Source organism: Winogradskyella vincentii (genome assembly GCF_020166345.1).
Lineage (GTDB): Bacteria > Bacteroidota > Bacteroidia > Flavobacteriales > Flavobacteriaceae > Winogradskyella > Winogradskyella vincentii.
On sequence record NZ_JAIUJS010000003.1, the window covers coordinates 473,587 to 491,527 of the forward strand.

Here is a 17,941-nt window from a genome sequence, read left to right on the forward strand (position 1 = left end):
ACTATGCCAAAATAGTACAATAAACAGTACGAATGAAGACTTTAAGATAGATTTATAAACAAGTTTTTTACAACTAATCTTGTATAAATTTAATCCCTATTCCAATGTAATTTGCATCTAAACCTGTATTACGATTATAGTTGTTAAACTGAAGATCGATACTCTTCAATCCAAATTTCCAGATATGGGTATTTGTAAAAATATCTGTGTAACTAATTCCAATACCAAACTGATGAGCATTGAACTTTGATAAATCATAATCTGAAGTATAATAGATATCCGTAGTCAGATGTTGATCAAATGGCGCAAAATAATCTGCAGCTGTCTGATTATAAAACCTGTAAGAAGGATATAAAGTAAACTTTTGCGATATCTTTATTGGTATTTCCAGATCGAAGGTATGGGATTGAATTCCCCAATCATCATTATAGTATCTGTAGTATGTCCTAAAAACAATATTTTCATTCAAATAGTAATTAAAACGCATACCAACAGGAATTTTTAATCTGTTTGATGGTAGTCGCTCAATATCATCGGCTAATTGAAATACATCACGATTTTCATGAGACGTATAAATTGGAATACTCTGAGCATTACCAATAAAGTAATTCTCAACATCAGCAAAATAGACTCTCTGCAAAGGGTTTGCTAACCATCCCTGTTGCTTAACAACATCCATAAAAATGGAAAATTGAGCATTTTTACTGATAATTTGTGACCAACTTAGTGAAAGGGAATATGTATTTCTGGATTCATCCATTATTGTAGGGAAATTATTGAATGGACTCCATGTCGTTGAAGTATTACCAGACTGGTCTAATATAGTCACACCTTCAAAAAATCCTTCATTTAAGTTTCCACCTGTATCGCTATATGCTTTTAATTCAGTTGGATAAATTGGTCTCCAAGTATCTAAAAACACTTTACCACTGATTCCTAATGTTGTGTTTTTATCATTGAATAACCTGGTTAATCCACCACCAAAACCAATTGACATGTAATCATACTCATTTGCAAAAGAAGCATTTGCATTCCAAATAGTATTTCTATCATCCGAACTATGTGCATAATCTACATTGACACTAGACCATAAATCAGAGCGTGAAGCGCCAGATGAAGCAACCCAAGGACTACCTATTTGATCTTCTGACAGAAACCTTCTATCATCATCGTCGTCGTCATCATCATCGTCGTCATCTCCAGAAGCACCTGTTCGATCAAAAGGATTACCATTACTAGAAGAAGCCGATGTATAAGCCGAAAAACCAACATCTACAGTAAGTACGTCATCTGCATTTATAGGCATGCTCACAACAATAGTCCCGGTTAAATCAGTTAATTCTTCTGTGCCAATACCTCCCGTAACTGAGGCGTTATTCCCATCCTGAGCATAATAAGTGCTTAAAAAATCAACTTCCGTGGATTCAAGAACTTTTTTCTTGTAAACTTTTGTAGAGTCTTGCTGGGCTAAAATTAAACCACCATAAAAGAATATTATATAAACAATAAATTTTTTCACTTATAGAAAAGCTTAATTACATCCACAGCCACCACCAGATTTTCCACCATTTGCACCTGACGCACCTTCTCTATACACCTGATAACTAGTAGAAAAACGTTTCAATTTTTTTTGAGATAATGCCATGTCTGGATCATTTAAATTTACTTTTTCATATTCTTTAACAGCTTTGCAAGAGGTAAATAGTACGACTGCAATTAATAATAATGATAATTTTTTCATGATTTTAATTAGTTGTTTCTAATTCAATGTTTTTTGATGTCAAAATATTATTTTCACTATCCACAATTATACACTCAACCCCTTTGAGCTGATTGATAAAATTTAAACCTGATTCTACACCCATCACAAATACTGAAGTTGCCAGTGCATCTGCCAATTCCGCAGTAAGCGTAAAAATGGTAACACTCAAAATTCCTGAAGATGGATAACCCGTTCTAGGATCAATTATATGAGAGTATAGAATACCATCAAACTCAATATATTTTTCATAATTACCAGATGTCACAACAGCACTATTTTTAACTGGCATCCATGAAAAAACCTTTTCTTTATTTAAAGGATTAACAATTGCAACCTTCCAGTCTTTTCCATTTGGTTGTGTTCCCCATGTATTTAAATCACCTGAAGCATTTATAATACCTCCTGTTACACCAATATCCTTAAGCAGTGCCTTGGCCTTATCCGCAGCATAGCCCTTGCCAATAGCGCCAAAGCCAATCTTCATTCCTGGTTCCTTTAAGTATACTGTTTGATTTCCTTTATCTATAATAATATTATGGTAACCTACCTTTGATACAGAATTATTAATCGCTTCTTTAGATGGCATCTCAGACATTGATCCATCAAATTTCCACACTTTATCCATTGAAGCATAACTTATGTCAAATGCACCATCAGTAAGTTTTGATAATTTTAAAGCACGCTCAATTAAATGAAACAATTCCTCATCTACTTTGATTGGTTTAACTCCAGCAGACCTATTTATTTGTGATGTTTGAGACTTTGGATCCCACGAAGATATAAGACGTTCAATTCTAGAAATTTCATTTATCGCAGTATCAATGTACTTAGACCCCTTGATAGAATCTTTTGCCTCCACTGAAATATCAAAGCGACTACCCATTAATTTCACGGTCCTACTATAGACTTGTTGCCCAAAACAAATTGAACTACATAGAATTAATATGATTATTAATTTAGTTCGCAAATGACTTCAATTTATTGTAGTATATTTTAGGAGATGATTTTTCATACCCTATTGAACCAAGTGCTTTACCCTTAGCATCTAATACTACGACGTAAGGAAAGTATCCATAAGTATTATACTGTTCAGCAAGTTTGTTATTATGTGATTTTTGCTCTTCAGAAAGCTGGTTTTGCTTTCTTCTAGGAAAATCAGCCTTAAGCATAATGAATGAGTCTTGAGCTAAATTCTGAAATTCTTTAGTACTCCAAATTTCCCTATCCAGTTTCATACATGGCGCACACCAATCAGAACCTTGAAAAACCAAAACAATTGATTTATCTTCTGCTAAGGCGCGTGATTTCGCTAATTCAATATTAACTAACCAATCTTGAGAAAACGATTGAATTGAAAAGATCAAACAAATAAATGTGAAGAATCTTAAAATTGACATGTTGATGATTTAGTACTTACAATGTATAACAATTAAACAACACTTAAATTGTATTTAATTGGTAAAAAATTGTTTAGTCTAATAAATCAATGTGCCTATCGTGGTAACCTAAAAGATATAAAACACCGTCTAGACCCATACTTGAAATAGAACTCTGAGCATTATCCTTAACCTTTGGTTTTGCATGAAAAGCGATACCCAAACCTGCTAAATCTAACATCTTAAGATCATTAGCACCATCACCAACTGCTATTGTCTGACTAATATCAATACCCATTTTATCTGCAAGTAATTTTAAGTATTCTGCCTTCTTTTCTCCATTTACAATATCTCCAATATAATTACCTGTAAGTTTGCCATCTTTAATTTCTAATTCATTGGCATAAACATAATCAATGTCTAATTTTTCCTTTAGGTAATTTCCAAAATATGTAAATCCTCCAGAAAGAATAGCAGTTTTAAAACCATAACTATGGAGCGTATCAATTAACCTACGTGCACCTTTGGTAATAGGTAATCTTTCAGCAACCTGTTGCAAAACCTCTTCGCTAAGACCTTTCAATAGTTTCATACGTCTTTCAAAACTCTCGTTAAAGTCTATTTCACCTTGCATTGCAGACTCTGTAATAGCCTTAACTTGTTCTCCAACGCCAGCTAATTCAGCTAACTCATCAATAACTTCAGTTTGAATGAGTGTAGAGTCCATATCAAAGCAAACCAATCTTCTATTTCGCCTAAATATATTATCCTCTTGGAAAGCTATATCAACATCTAAATCATGAGCTATCTCCATAAATTTTTCAGTAAAATCGCTCTTATTTTCAATTTTACCCCTTACAGATAATTGGATTGAAGCTCTTGGATACTCCTCTTCTTTAACTAAGGAAATTCGTCCTGTTAGACGCTTAATAGCATCAATATTTAGATTTTTGTCAGATATAACTTTAGTAACCTCCGATATTTGTTCAGCAGCAAGTTTTTCTCCAAGAATAGTAATAATGTAGCGATCCTTACCTTGAAGATTCACCCATTTCTCATAATCCTCTTGCGTAATCGGTGTAAACTTTGCCTGTATACCTAACTCATAGGCCTTAAACAGTAAGTCTTTCAGTACAGAAGCAGATTTTTTACCTGAACTAATCTCAAAAAGAATTCCCAGTGAAAGTGTATCGTGAATATTAGCTTGACCAATGTCTAAAACTTTTGCACCATATTCCGCCAGTACGCTTGTGAGACTGGATGTTAATCCTGGTTTATCTTGTCCTGAAATATTAATTAAAAAAATATCTGTAGCCACTATTCTATTGTGATTAAAGTATTGTAAAATTCAATATTAAAAATGAATAATAAAACTTTTGTTAAAGTTCTATTTTAAAAAACGACTGTGCCAGCTTTCGCTAGCTGGTACTTCCCAATTTTCTTTAAACTCGGCAATGTTGTTAACCAAATTGTTAAACACAATGGTATTTTTACTTATCGCTCTATCTTTCGCCATTTTTTTAAACTCTAACAATGGTTTATAAGCAATAAACTCGCCTTGTTTATAAGATACGTTCATTTTATCCATTAAATCTACATTATATTTTTGTTCTAAACCTTGAATAAAGTGTACAGAAGCATCAATGGAGCAACCTGTTGCGTTATTCAAGTTTTGATTTAAAGCAATAACTATAAATCTCTTATAAACAATCTTATAGCCAGATTGAAGATCCTTACCGTGAGCTGTCCAGTTTTCAATAAAAACATCTAGTTCACTTTTAAGTTCCTTAATTTCATCATCAGAAAAACTTCGGTTTGCCTGATAAATCCAAACCCTAGATTCGTCTGGTAAAACATCGAAATCTACTAGCATTGTTTTAAGTCTTTTAAGGATTAAAGTATATCTTAAAGTTCTTCAATTTTAGTAATCACTTTTTTAATAATGTATTGTTTTTCACTTAAGTCGAAAAACTCTGCCTCCCTAAAGGAAACAATAAATGACTTACCAAAACTAGATTTCTTGAGAAGCTCATAGCCCTCAAATTCTTGCGTAATTAGGAATATGTGATTCTTGTCAAAATCATCTTTGGTTTGAATATATGATATAGCATCATTATTCATGGATACTAACTCTACCTCAATTGAAAGATTTGACGCCTCTTCATCCTCATAGCTCATATCGTCATCATCATCCACAATATCAATTAATTCTTCAGTAGAAAAAATAGACATAAAATCATCAACACATATTGTTGCCATGACCATACCCACTTCTTCTCCTATTTTTTCAAAATTGGTAGATTTTTGTTTGCTAAAATATCTAGACTTTGATTTGTGTTCATTATAACTTGAAATTAAACAAAGACCCAGGGCCATTTGCTTGTCATCCATGCTATCATTAGGGTTTATTTTTTTCTTAGAGATACACTCACATGTATCCTCAGCCATTAGCTCTAATACTTCTTCTTTTGATTTGTTTTGGGCATAAATTAGGTTAAGACCTAAAATGGCAACTAGGGTAATTGTAATTTTCTTCATTTATATATTAATCTATGTGTTCGCAATTAATTCAGCAATATCCATGACAGATATTTCACTCTCTTTTTCTTTGAACTTAATGCCGTCTGTCATCATTGTCTTGCAATATGGGCAACCCGTTGCAATAATTTCTGGCTTTGTTTCTAGAGCATCTTCAGTACGCAGAATATTGATATCCATATCTCCTTTTTCAGGCTCCTTAAACATTTGTGCTCCACCAGCTCCACAACATAACGCTGTAGATTTGTTTCTCTTCATCTCTACTATAGTTGCGTTGGTTTTGCTCAAAACATCTCTTGGCGCATTATATTCACTATTGGCTCTTCCTAAATAACATGGGTCGTGAAAGGTAATTCGTTTCCCTTTATAGGTATTGCCCTCTAATGAAAGTCTACCATCATCAATGAGACTCTTTATATATTGCGTATGATGAATTACTTCGTAATTACCACCTAAACTTGGATATTCATTTTTTAAGCAGTTGAATGAATGTGGGTCACAAGTTACAATTCGCTTTACTTCGTAAGCATTCAATACCTCGATATTCATCATAGCTTGCATCTGGAATAAAAACTCATTTCCAGCGCGTTTGGCAACATCACCTGTATTACTTTCTTCAGTGCCTAAAACAGCAAAATCTACATTTGCTTTGTTCAGTATCTTTACAAATGCCTTAGTTATTTTCTTAGCTCTATCGTCATAACTGCCAGCAGAACCAACCCAAAACAATATTTCTGGCTGTTTTCCTTCAGCCATAAATTCTGCCATAGTTCTCACTTTTAGTTCTTCTCCCATATATTATACTTTTTTATTATATGTTATTAACAATCCAAGACCTAATGCTATTAAAAGGCCAGTTATGAATCCACCAAAAAAACCAGTTTCATAATTTGTAATAATATACATTAGGATTAAGGCAATAATAGAAATTACTATTCCTGCTACTAATCTATATTTTGGCCGTATTTTTAAAATAAAACTCATTTATTCTTCTTTAGCCCAGTTTAATCTATCCATCTGGTTGTAAGGCCATGGTGCACCATTATTTTCAATATTGGTCATCATATTGTTAAGCTCCATAGGTGCAGCACTTTGTTCCATGACCAAATACCTTCTCATTTCTAAGATTATGGATAATGGATTTATACTTACGGGACACTCCTCAACACATGCATTACATGTTGTGCATGCCCATAACTCCTCATTACTAATATAATCTCCTAAAAGTTGTTTGCCATCATCCTTAAACTCGCCATTATTGGCATCAATATTTTTACCAACCTCCTCTAAACGATCTCTAGTATCCATCATTATTTTACGAGGCGATAATTTTTTGCCAGTTAAATTGGCAGGACAAGCAGATGTACAACGCCCACACTCCGTACAGGTATAAGCATTCAAGAGCTGTATTTGGTTTAAATCCATTACATCACTAGCCCCAAATTTAGCGGGCATCTCATCTCCTTCACCTTCAACTGGTGCCGCAAATGGATCGGCATTGGGATCCATCATAAGCTTTACTTCATTTGTAACAGCTTCTAAATTGTTGAATTTGCCTTTAACCTCAACGCTACCAAAATATGTGTTTGGAAAGGCCAATAATATGTGTAGATGCTTAGAAAAATAGAGGTAATTTAGAAATACTAATATACCAACTATATGAAGCCACCATGCACTGCGCTCAATTAGATGTAAGGAAGATTCAGACATTCCTTGAAACCAAGGCGCTATAAACTGTGAAATAATATTTCCAGAACCTAATTCTTGAAATGAGGTATCCGTAGCATTCATTACAAGAAACAGACACATTAATACAACTTCGAAATAAAGAATAATATTACCATCATTTTTAGGCCATCCTTTCATCTCAGAACTTAAGAATCGTTTTAACTTAACAACATTTCTTCTAAGCCAAAAAACAACTACAGCAAGCAATACCAAAACGGCCAAAACTTCAAAAGCACCAATTAGAAATCCATAAATTGATTCTGGCAATACCTTTAAACCAATGCGGTGTGTGCCTAACAAGCCATCAATAATTATTTCTAGAACTTCTATATTAATTATTACAAATCCAATATACACGATAACATGCATGATACCTGCTATAGGACGTTTTACCATTTTACTTTGCCCAAGCGCTATCCTTGCCATATTTTTCCAGCGTTGAGATTTATTATCACTGGCATCTACTTCTCTACCGAGTTTGATATTGCGGATAAGTTTCTTTACGTTTCTGGCAAAATAACCTACGCCTAAAACTAAAATTATTGCAAAAAGGATATTAGGTATGTATTCCATATTGAAATGTTAGGTCTAGTTCTTTTGATCTTCTGTTGGTGCTTGGTATGGTATCTCCTTTTTTGATAAGATACGTCTGTATCTTGCAGGATGAAGTTTAATGTCTAATAATAGCAATTCCATTTCTTTTGAAGCGGCTTCTAAATTATTATATAGGGAATCATCATTTAATAATTTACCGATTGTACCCTCGTTATTGTCAATGGTTTGAAGCATATTCTGTACACCAACCAAAGTCTTGTTTAAATTATCTATAGTTTCTGACAAACCTGCCTCTTTAATCTCATTTGAAAGTTCACTTAAATCTTTACTCGCCTTGTCAAAATTGTCTAGTACAGAAGCAATCTTTTCATCATTAGTTGCTATAACACTTTGTATTGAATTTGACAGATCCTTAAATGACTTTAGAGTTTCATTTAATTCTGCTATTGTATTTTTCAGACTTCCTTCACTTTCGTCGATTACCATAGTGTTAATACTAGTCATTAACGTATCTGCCGAACGGATTGCACTATCTAAATCAGTACTAATACCAGAAAAATTATTTTTTAAAGTTGTAATTAACCCAGGCTGAACTTCTGAAGATATAAAATCACCAGATTTTGCTATATCATTATCATTAGCCCTAATAATGGCTAGCGCATTACCACCCATCAAACCTGTTTCATAAAGCCTAATCGTACTATTTTTAGAAAATACTAGTTTAGGACTTACCGAAAATTCAACTCGTGTCTTTCCAGTTTTAAATTCATAACTGATATCTTCTATTTTACCAACTTTATTGCCACGGATGGTAACTGGTGACGACATACTTAGAGCATTATAATCAAACTCTGTATAATAGGTGTTTGTTGTTGTGAAAAGGTCTTCACCTTTTAAATATGAAAATAGATATATAAAAAGTGCTATTCCGGAAAGTACGAGAATAGCGGTTTTAATTTCTCTTGAGATCTTCAATTGGTATCAATTTGATTGTAAACAAAATTAGGAATATTTTTATTAATAATGTTTCTAATTTGTTGATGATTTCAACACGTCAGAAACATCAATCCTTTCCCCATTTTTATAAGCAACCACAAAGCTAGATGTATAGCCTTTAGTTTTAGCTTCTTGCAGCAATTGTTTTACTTTACTGTAATCTGAAGTATTACCGTAATAATATTTGTAAAGATTCCCAAACTTGTCTTTAGTAATATCTGATAGTCCATTAAAATTGTAGGATTTAGGAGCAAGATTTTTAGAGCTTGCAGCAATTTGTACTTTAAACGTTACACCACTGTATACTTGAGGTAAATCCTCATATTCATTTGAAATATCTTCATTCAATCCTGCAATATTTGTACTAATATTCTGATCTAACTCTTTTTTATATGCTATAATAGCATCTTTAATAGCGGTAGCTATTTTAGCTTGCCCACTTTTAGAATTTAAGTAAGCTCCTTCTTTTTTATTTGTAATAAACCCTGTTTCTATGAGTACACTTGGCATATATGTGTTGTGCATTACCCAGAGACTAGCTTGTTTAATGCCTCTACTCTTTCTTTTTAGCTTACCAGAAAAATTATCTTCAATTTTACGTGCTAAAATTATACTCTGTTCCACATATACTTCTTGCTCAATACCAATCGCTATAGTAGACTCAAGCGAACTAGGATCGAAACCAGCATAATTCTCTTCATAATTATCTTCTAAAAAAATAACTTCATTTTCTGCTTTCGCAACAGACATGTTTCGTTCAGAATTTTTAGCACCAAGTACAAATGTTTCGGTACCATAAGCTTGGGTGTGGTGTGCATTACAGTGTATAGACACAAATAGATCAGCATCTGCTTTATTTGCTATTTTCGCTCTGTTTTTTAAGGTAACAAAGACATCCGTTTTACGCGTATAAATCACTTTAAATTCAGGGTTTTTCTCAAGTTCTTTTCCAACCTTCATAGCAATTTTTAAAGCGATATCTTTTTCTTTATAACCATTCTTAGTAGGACGACCAGGATCATGACCACCATGACCAGCATCAATCACTACAACAAATCTATCATCTTGAGCATACACTGAATTAAGTGATGTTAAATAAGTGATAAATGTGAGAACAAATAATACTATTATATAACGACGTTCCGTTTGCATATTTAATTTAACGATTTAAAAACTCAGTTATTACCCATTATTAATGGTTAACAAACATTTTTAAACTTTGTAATTTTAATAATTAATCACAAAAAAATATCTGTACTTTTGGCGTTTCAAAAACCGAGCCATACTTTTACAAAAATACATTTAAAAGGATTGCGTACAAATAGCCTACACATACTTTTTACCTTGAGTTTTACAGTGCTTATCAACACTTTGAGCTTGGCGCAAGAATTACCAAAAAAGAACAAAAAAATTCCTGCAAGAGAATTAGATGACCGTATGCCAGTAAGGGCAGATTCGTTAATTAACAGACCAGTTAAAACAATAGAGATAGACACTACTGAACAAGATTCTATAAAAAAAGACGAATTTCTAAAGGACGTAGTAACTTATAAGGCCTCTGATTATGTAGCAGTTAACCAAAAAAAGCAAAAAATTTATTTGTTTAATGAAGCAGTGGTTCAGTATGAGGACATGGAGATTAAGGCTGGTGTAATTGAAATTGATTACAGTAAAAATTTAGTTTATGCTGGCCGACTAAAAGATTCTACTGGTTACTCGCAAAAACCTGTCTTTACCCAAGGTGCTAATGTCATTGAACCTGATTCAATCATTTTTAACACGGATACAAGAAGAGCTTTAATCTTTAATTCTGTTACAGAGCAAAGTGGCGGTACTGTTATCGCAGAACGTACCAAACGCGAAAATGACTCTGTCTATTTTATTGGTAGGGGAAAATTTACCACATCAGAGAACATTGAAGATCCAGAATACTACATTTTGATGAATAGGGCCAAAATCGTACCGAACAAGAAAATTGTTACGGGTTTAAGCCAAATGTACATATATGATGTACCGACACCTATAGCCATACCATTTGCGTACTTTCCTATGTCTAAAAAACAAACCTCAGGAATAATTTTCCCATCATTTGGTGAAGACACTGGTAATGACAGAGGGTACTTTTTGCAAAATGGAGGTTATTATTTTGCTATTAGCGACTACTTAGATCTTGCTATATTAGGTGATTATTACACAAACGGGAGTTATGGGTTTAGAGTAGACAACAATTACGCCGTTAGGTATAAGTTTAGAGGTAATATTAGTTTTAGATACGAGAATTTATTGAATAGCGAGCGTGGGTTCCCAGACTTTGCCCAAAGCACTATTTATAATTTTAGGTGGTCGCACAATCAAGATGCAAAAGCTAATCCAAATTCTCGCTTTTCGGCCTCGGTGAATTTGGGTAGTTCTGAATATTACCAAAGATCCATAAATCAGCTAAATCAATCTAATTTTTTAAATAATACACTTGCATCTTCGGTTTCTTATTCTAAAACTTTTAAAGGAGAACCACAAGTAAACTTAAATGTAACAGCCACACACTCTCAAAATACAAATACAGAATCAATTAATTTAACTTTACCAACTGTACAGGCTTCTATGAGTAGAGTTTTTCCATTTGCCCCTAAATCTGGTGCCAAAAAGGGAATCATTCAAAATATAAACTTTCAGGTAAATACTAGAGGCGAATATCGTATCAATACTACTGATTCCTTGTTTGGGAAAAGTGAAATGTTTGATGACGCACTGGCAGGAATGAAACATACAGTACCACTTACGACTAATTTTAAAGTTTTTAATCATTTCAGTGTGAGTGCAAGTACAAATATTGAGGAAACATGGACATTAAAAACCATTAGACGCTTTTATGACACAAGCCTCGATGAAGTTGTTACTACAGATATCAATGGCTTTGATAGATTTATGACATATAATTTTAGCACTAGTATAGGTACGACGCTTTATGGTATGTTCAACTTTGAAAAAGAAGGAAAAGATCCTAAGATTCAAGCCATACGGCATGTAGTTCGACCCTCGCTTTCATACAGTATTACTCCAGCTTTCGATCAGTACTATGAGACTTATGAAGTAATCGATGCAGATGGCACAACAACTGAAGAATATACGAGGTTTGAGAACTCATTATTTGGTAGGCCCAGCAACAATTATTCTAGTAGTGTTGGTATGTCTATTGGTAATAATTTTGAGGCTAAAATACGTGATAAAGATTCAACTAAGACAGAACCAAAAAAGGTCTTTTTACTTAATAACCTCAACTTTTCAACTGCCTATGATTTGGCTGCAGATTCGTTAAGTTGGAGCCCAGTAAGAGTTACAGGTGGTACTCAGATTCTCAATAAAAAGATGAATATTAACTTTGGTATGACATTAGACCCTTATGCGTTAGATAGTAACAATAATAAAATCAACACTTTTAATATTGATAATGGTGGTAGCCTATTCAGACTAACTTCTGCTAATATGAATATTAGTTACACGCTATCAAATGAAAGTTTTGGAGGTGGTGATGACGAAGAAGATAGTGCTTCATCAAGAGAGGCTGCAAGGTCTGGTGGTAGAACTGACGGTCTATTTGGAAAAACACAAGACTTCGCCGACAAAAGACTTTCTGATAGAGACAAAGATAATAATGAGGAAGAAGAAAATAACGAATTTTATAATTACAAAATGCCGTGGTCTTTACGTTTATCATATGCAGTTAATTATGCGAATACTAGACGACAGAACCAGATTTCCTCAAATTCATTAATGTTTTCTGGTGACTTAGAATTATCGCCGAGATGGTCAATAGGTGCTTCATCGGGTTACGATTTTCTCAATAAGGGTTTTACATTTACTCAATTACGTTTTGAACGAGATTTATTGAGTTGGCGTATGAATTTTACTTGGGTACCTTTTAGTGATCGTTCGTCTTGGAACTTTTTTATAGGCATAAAATCTAACTTATTAAAAGACTTGAAATACGACCAAAGACGTCAACCAGATCAACGTTTAGGAAACTAACCTGATTAATTTAAAGGTATTTTTCTAAATTTAGTTCACCAACAAACAATACCCTAATTTATGTAAGATGAAAAAAATCATTAATACCTCAAAAGCTCCAGCTCCAATAGGACCGTACAGCCAGGCTGTTTTAACTGGAAATACACTTTACACATCCGGACAGATTGCTCTAGATCCAGAAACTATGGAATTAGTAACAGACTCTATAGAGGCAGAAACCACTCAGGTTATGGAAAATATGAAAGCTGTTTTAGCTGAAGCAGGATTAACCTTCGAGAGCGTTGTGAAAACTTCAATTTTTATTAGTGACATGAATAATTTCTCTAGAATCAATGCTATCTATGGAAAATATTTTGATGAAGCAACTGCACCAGCAAGAGAAACCGTAGAGGTTGCAAATTTACCCAAGTTCGTAAACGTTGAAATTAGTATGATTGCCATTGTTTAAATGGTATAATAAGCCAATCTTTATAATTGAAACTTAACAAAATAGAACTTAAGGAGTTTTTAGATACTAAAGTTAACCTCTATAACAATCCCAAATTTATAGATAGTGATCCTATCCAGATTCCTCACAAATTTTCCAAAAAAGAGGATATTGAAATTATTGGTTTTTTAACCGCTACAATTGCATGGGGAAATCGTAAAAGCATAATCACAAATGCCAACAAAATGTCGGAATTAATGGACTTCTCCCCTTTTGACTTTGTGATAAACCACCAAGCGTCAGATCTAGAAAATCTTAACGGATTTGTGCATCGTACTTTTAACGCAGAAGATTTTAAACAGTTTATAAAAAGCCTCCAGCATATTTACCAAACTCATGGTGGACTAGAATCAATTTTCAATAAGTATTGTACTAATGAATCTTTACAAGTAAGTATTCATAAATTTAAAAAGATATTCTTTGAAATAGAACATTTAAAGCGCTCAGAAAAACATGTTAGTGATCCTTTAAAGAATTCTGCTGCAAAACGAATAAACATGTATTTACGTTGGATGGTTAGAAATGACAACAATGGTGTGGACTTTGGTATATGGAAATCCTTAAAACCATCGCAGCTTAGTTGTCCGTTAGACGTACATTCAGGAAACGTAGCTCGCAAACTTGGTCTTTTAAAAAGGAAGCAGAATGATGCTAAGGCTTTGCTAGAACTTGATACCGCTCTTAGAAAGTTAGACTCAACAGATCCGGTTAAATACGACTTTGCACTTTTTGGACTTGGAGTGTTTGAAGGGTTTTAATTTATAGACTCCCTTTTATTATCTTTAAACTTCAAAAAACTCTCAAATGAAACTTCACAAATTATTATTCTTTCTTTTATTCTCAAGCTGTCTTGTTTATGGACAAGATTTAAAAATTCCTGTTGACACAACAATTATTAGTAATGGCTCAGTGTCAATAAAAGGAAAGCAAGTAAACTACAAAGCTGAAACTGGATTTCAGCCCGTTTGGGATAAAGATGGCAAGACCATTGCGTCACTTTATTACACTTATTACAAGCGTACTAATGATAACAAAGGAAACAAACGGCCTATTATTTATTCTTTTAATGGAGGTCCAGGTTCTGCTTCAGTTTGGATGCATTTGGCTTATACCGGACCGAAAATCTTAAAAATTGATGAAGAAGGGTATCCTATTCAGCCATATGGTGTAAAGGACAACCCTAATTCTATTTTAGATCTTGCCGATATCGTTTACATAAACCCTGTTAATACCGGCTACTCCAGAAAAATTGCCGATAACGAAGGTAAAATGCCTGAAGATGAAATATTCTTTGGAGTAAACGCAGATATAAAATATTTGGCAAGTTGGATGAACACTTTTACAACGCGTCACAACCGTTGGGAATCTCCCAAATATATAATTGGAGAAAGCTATGGTGGCACCAGAGTAATGGGATTGTCACTTGAATTGCAAAATAGTCAATGGATGTATTTAAACGGTGTTATTCTTGTATCGCCTGCAGATTATAAAGTTTTGCGTGTTGGAGGTCCACTGTCCTCGAGCTTAAACTTACCTTATTATACGGCAGCTGCTTGGCATCATAATGCTCTGCCTAATGCTTTACAAGCTAAAGATTTATTAGATATATTACCTGAAGCTGAAGAATTTGCAATCAATGAATTAATACCTGCTTTGGCAAAAGGCGGATTTATTAGTACCGCTGAAAAACAAAATATTGCCAAGAAAATGAGTTACTATTCTGGCTTATCCGAGAAAGTGATACTACAACAAAATTTAGATGTTCCAAACCGTTTTTTCTGGAAAGAACTCTTAAGAGACAAAACAGGACAAACCATAGGCAGATTAGATTCTAGATACTTAGGCGTGGATAAGGTAGAGACCGGAATAAGTCCAGACTATAGTGCAGAATTAACATCATGGCTACATAGTTTTACGCCAGCAATAAACTATTATGTTAAAAATAATTTAGGCTTTAATACAGATGTAAAGTACAATGTCTTTGGGAATGTTGGAGAATGGGACAGAACCAATGACAATACTAGAGACAACCTAAGGCAAGCAATGGCACAAAACCCTTACCTAAAAGTAATGACCCAATCAGGATATTATGATGGAGCAACAACATATTTCTCGGCAAAATACTCACAATGGCAAATTGACCCAAGTGGTAAGATGAAAGATCGATTTTATTTTAAAGGTTATCGTAGTGGACATATGATGTACTTACGAAATGAAGATCTCATACAAGCTAATGACGACTTAAGGGAATTTATTATTAATTCGTCCTCTAACGGTAAAGCCGCCAAATATTAATGGGAGAAGTTATTGGTGAATTTATATTTTATGTACTGTTAAATTTCATTGGTGGCACTATTAGATGGATAATAGGAAGCATCTGGAGAATTCTTTTTAACAAGCCAAAATTTACCTATAAAGAATATATCTATGGGCCAGAAGAACCAGATTTCTATAATTCTACTCATACTTTTATTAATGGTGCGATTGCAGTTGTTTTTATTGTAATAATAATTGCCATAATAACATAAAAAAAGCCTCCTAATTGGAGGCTTTATCTTTAATTATAATCTCTTAGCCCTTTAACCAGGCATTACGTAAAGCAACTTTCTCATCTGATGCGTTGGGATCTTCAATTAATGATTCACTTTCTGCTGTAGCTTTTGTTAGAGTCGTTTTAATCGAAACTGTTTCGCCATTACGATTTAATTCAACATCAATCTCTTGCCCTTCTTGCCATCCAAACATTCCGGTAATAATTTCTTGAGCATTCATTAAAGTCAATTCTTTTCCATCAACCTTCTTTATCACATCACCAACCTGTACTCCTTGAGACGCCCAGAAAGAATTTTTAAGTGCCATTTCAGAGAAAAATATTTCGCCTTTTTGTGGGTCAGCATCAAAAATTATGTTTTGGCCACCAGCAAAAATATAATTTGTTGGGACTTCAGAATTACCATAGGTTAAACCAACCATATCAAAAAATTCATCATAATTAATAGGAACATCACCCTCAACATGTGTTTTAAAGAACTCTCCTATACTTGGGTAGGTCATAGCAGTAATTTCTTCAATAATTTTATCATCTTCAAATGGTTTATTCTTACCATATTTATTTGATAATTCTTTCATAAGCGATAACATGCTGCGCTCTCCATTACTTTCCTTCCGCATTAAAATATCAATACACATACCTATAAGTGCGCCTTTCATGTAGACATTATAATAATTGGTTGCATACGGTTCGTCTAATACATTTTCACTCATTATTGTAAAGCTCATAGCATCATCAAGATTCATAGATGTTGCAATTTTTTGCATTACCGTATTATAAAATTGATTATTGTCTATAAGACCTTCATATACTTGAAAATGCTGAGCAAAATATTCCGTAACACCTTCATACATCCATAAATGCTTAGAAAATGTTGGTATGTTATAATCAAAATAATGAACATCTTCTGAGTGCACTGATAAAGGGGTTACAATATGGAAAAACTCATGCGCTACAACATCGACCATTTGAAACTTAAGTCCTTCTAAAGTGCTATCTTCAGGAAATACTACCACAGTAGAAGTATGATGTTCTAAAGCACCAAATCCTTTTGGAGAGGTTTCATCACCACGTGATAAATACACATATATATCATATCTAGGTGTACTGTTTATATCACCCAAATAGGCTTTTTGAGCTTCCATCATCTTGTAAACGGTTTCCTTTAAACTAGAGGCAGTATGCTGTTTAGTTGGAGAATATAGACTCAAAACAATTTTGATATCTCCAACCATAAATTCTTCTACATCGAGTTTACCATACATCATTGGATTATCAGTAATATCAAAATAACGTGGTGCATAATAACTACTTGTTATTGATTTGCCATCAGCCGAAGTGACGTTACCTTTACTTTCTAAAGCAGAGGTTCTTATAAAATCTGCAGGCGCAGTAACATCTAAAGTGTATTGGTTATTCTTTAAAGAATCAAAGTAACCCACAAATCCATGCAGGTTTAATACATAGTTTTCAGGCTCAATATTAGTACCTGCTGGAGAAAATGGCTGTTCTCCTTGTATACCTCCACTTGTTTCGATGTCGTAGGTATCATTTACAAAATATTCTATTCTGTCTAATTGTGTAGCATTGCTGATAGACCAAGAGTTTGTATCAATTTTGCTAACTGATAACGTATTCCCGTCGTAATCAATCGCTCTAAAATCGTCTATATACTTGCCAAAATCACTCACTGAGTATGTTCCCTGAACTACTCTAGGTAATCTATACGTCACCGTTTCTGTAGTGAATCTTCCTGGGTTAATTACAACAGGTACTTTATCCTCTGTTACCGCAGACAAATTAAGAGCGGTTTCAATAGGATTGTTTGTTGCCAAATCATCAATTTTAGGCTTAGCAGATCCACAAGCAACCAAAATCACACTAAGTCCAAAGAGGGCTATATACTTCTTCATTTTAACTTT

18 protein-coding genes are annotated in these 17,941 nt (G+C 33.7%); 5 read left to right on the forward strand and 13 right to left on the reverse strand.

The features are described 5' to 3' along the window. Window positions 1-73: 73 nt before the first annotated feature. The 12 genes from LBV24_RS08020 to LBV24_RS08075 all read right to left on the reverse strand — a co-directional run bounded on the left by LBV24_RS08020 (window position 74) and on the right by LBV24_RS08075 (window position 10,107). The gene (locus tag LBV24_RS08020; protein WP_224478108.1) at window positions 74-1,519 is read right to left on the reverse strand and encodes a DUF3570 domain-containing protein; all 1,446 of its coding nucleotides are present in this window, start codon (window positions 1,517-1,519) and stop codon (window positions 74-76) included. 12 nt (window positions 1,520-1,531) lie between these two features. Next, entirely contained in the window at window positions 1,532-1,741 is a 210-nt protein-coding gene (locus LBV24_RS08025) for a DUF4266 domain-containing protein (RefSeq protein WP_224478110.1), read from the reverse strand. 4 nt (window positions 1,742-1,745) lie between these two features. Next, entirely contained in the window at window positions 1,746-2,645 is a 900-nt protein-coding gene (locus tag LBV24_RS08030) for an FAD:protein FMN transferase (protein WP_317196176.1), read from the reverse strand. A gap of 73 nt (window positions 2,646-2,718) precedes the next feature. Beyond that, window positions 2,719-3,159: a thioredoxin family protein gene (locus tag LBV24_RS08035; RefSeq protein WP_224478112.1), complete on the reverse strand. Its 441-nt coding sequence runs from the start codon at window positions 3,157-3,159 to the stop codon at window positions 2,719-2,721. A gap of 73 nt (window positions 3,160-3,232) precedes the next feature. Further along, entirely contained in the window at window positions 3,233-4,456 is a 1,224-nt protein-coding gene (gene serB / locus LBV24_RS08040; RefSeq protein ID WP_224478114.1) for a phosphoserine phosphatase SerB, read from the reverse strand. A gap of 69 nt (window positions 4,457-4,525) precedes the next feature. Next, window positions 4,526-5,011, reverse strand: a complete 486-nt coding sequence (locus LBV24_RS08045) for an ABC transporter ATPase (RefSeq protein ID WP_224478116.1) — start codon at window positions 5,009-5,011, stop codon at window positions 4,526-4,528. A 32-nt stretch (window positions 5,012-5,043) separates the two neighbouring features. Next, window positions 5,044-5,676: a hypothetical protein gene (locus LBV24_RS08050; protein ID WP_224478118.1), complete on the reverse strand. Its 633-nt coding sequence runs from the start codon at window positions 5,674-5,676 to the stop codon at window positions 5,044-5,046. A 12-nt stretch (window positions 5,677-5,688) separates the two neighbouring features. Further along, complete coding sequence (locus tag LBV24_RS08055) at window positions 5,689-6,471, reverse strand: (Fe-S)-binding protein (protein WP_224478120.1); 783 nt, start codon at window positions 6,469-6,471, stop codon at window positions 5,689-5,691. Between the two features lie 3 nt (window positions 6,472-6,474). Continuing rightward, window positions 6,475-6,660, reverse strand: a complete 186-nt coding sequence (locus LBV24_RS08060) for a hypothetical protein (RefSeq protein ID WP_224478121.1) — start codon at window positions 6,658-6,660, stop codon at window positions 6,475-6,477. Beyond that, window positions 6,661-7,977, reverse strand: a complete 1,317-nt coding sequence (locus tag LBV24_RS08065) for a (Fe-S)-binding protein (protein WP_224478123.1) — start codon at window positions 7,975-7,977, stop codon at window positions 6,661-6,663. Between the two features lie 15 nt (window positions 7,978-7,992). After that, complete coding sequence (locus LBV24_RS08070; RefSeq protein ID WP_224478125.1) at window positions 7,993-8,934, reverse strand: MlaD family protein; 942 nt, start codon at window positions 8,932-8,934, stop codon at window positions 7,993-7,995. Between the two features lie 54 nt (window positions 8,935-8,988). Then, the gene (locus LBV24_RS08075; protein ID WP_224478128.1) at window positions 8,989-10,107 is read right to left on the reverse strand and encodes an N-acetylmuramoyl-L-alanine amidase family protein; all 1,119 of its coding nucleotides are present in this window, start codon (window positions 10,105-10,107) and stop codon (window positions 8,989-8,991) included. 108 nt (window positions 10,108-10,215) lie between these two features. On the opposite strand from LBV24_RS08075, the gene LBV24_RS08080 reads away from it, so the two are divergent. The 5 genes from LBV24_RS08080 to LBV24_RS08100 all read left to right on the forward strand — a co-directional run bounded on the left by LBV24_RS08080 (window position 10,216) and on the right by LBV24_RS08100 (window position 15,996). Then, window positions 10,216-12,981, forward strand: a complete 2,766-nt coding sequence (locus LBV24_RS08080; RefSeq protein WP_224478130.1) for a putative LPS assembly protein LptD — start codon at window positions 10,216-10,218, stop codon at window positions 12,979-12,981. A 67-nt stretch (window positions 12,982-13,048) separates the two neighbouring features. Next, on the forward strand, window positions 13,049-13,429 hold the full coding sequence (locus tag LBV24_RS08085; protein ID WP_224478131.1) for a RidA family protein: 381 nt from the start codon (window positions 13,049-13,051) through the stop codon (window positions 13,427-13,429). A gap of 26 nt (window positions 13,430-13,455) precedes the next feature. Beyond that, window positions 13,456-14,226 carry a TIGR02757 family protein gene (locus LBV24_RS08090; RefSeq protein ID WP_224478133.1) on the forward strand — a complete coding sequence of 257 codons (771 nt, stop codon included), beginning with the start codon at window positions 13,456-13,458 and terminating at the stop codon, window positions 14,224-14,226. Window positions 14,227-14,272: 46 nt separating this feature from the next. After that, complete coding sequence (locus LBV24_RS08095; protein ID WP_224478135.1) at window positions 14,273-15,763, forward strand: S10 family peptidase; 1,491 nt, start codon at window positions 14,273-14,275, stop codon at window positions 15,761-15,763. Next, window positions 15,763-15,996: a hypothetical protein gene (locus LBV24_RS08100; protein WP_224478136.1), complete on the forward strand. Its 234-nt coding sequence runs from the start codon at window positions 15,763-15,765 to the stop codon at window positions 15,994-15,996. Before LBV24_RS08095 ends, LBV24_RS08100 begins: the two co-directional genes overlap by 1 nt. Window positions 15,997-16,039: 43 nt before the next feature. Here LBV24_RS08100 and LBV24_RS08105 read toward each other — a convergent pair whose 3' ends face one another. Beyond that, a complete protein-coding gene (locus tag LBV24_RS08105) occupies window positions 16,040-17,932 on the reverse strand; it encodes a M61 family metallopeptidase (RefSeq protein WP_224478138.1) in 1,893 nt (630 codons plus the stop codon). Between the last annotated feature and the right edge of the window lie 9 nt (window positions 17,933-17,941).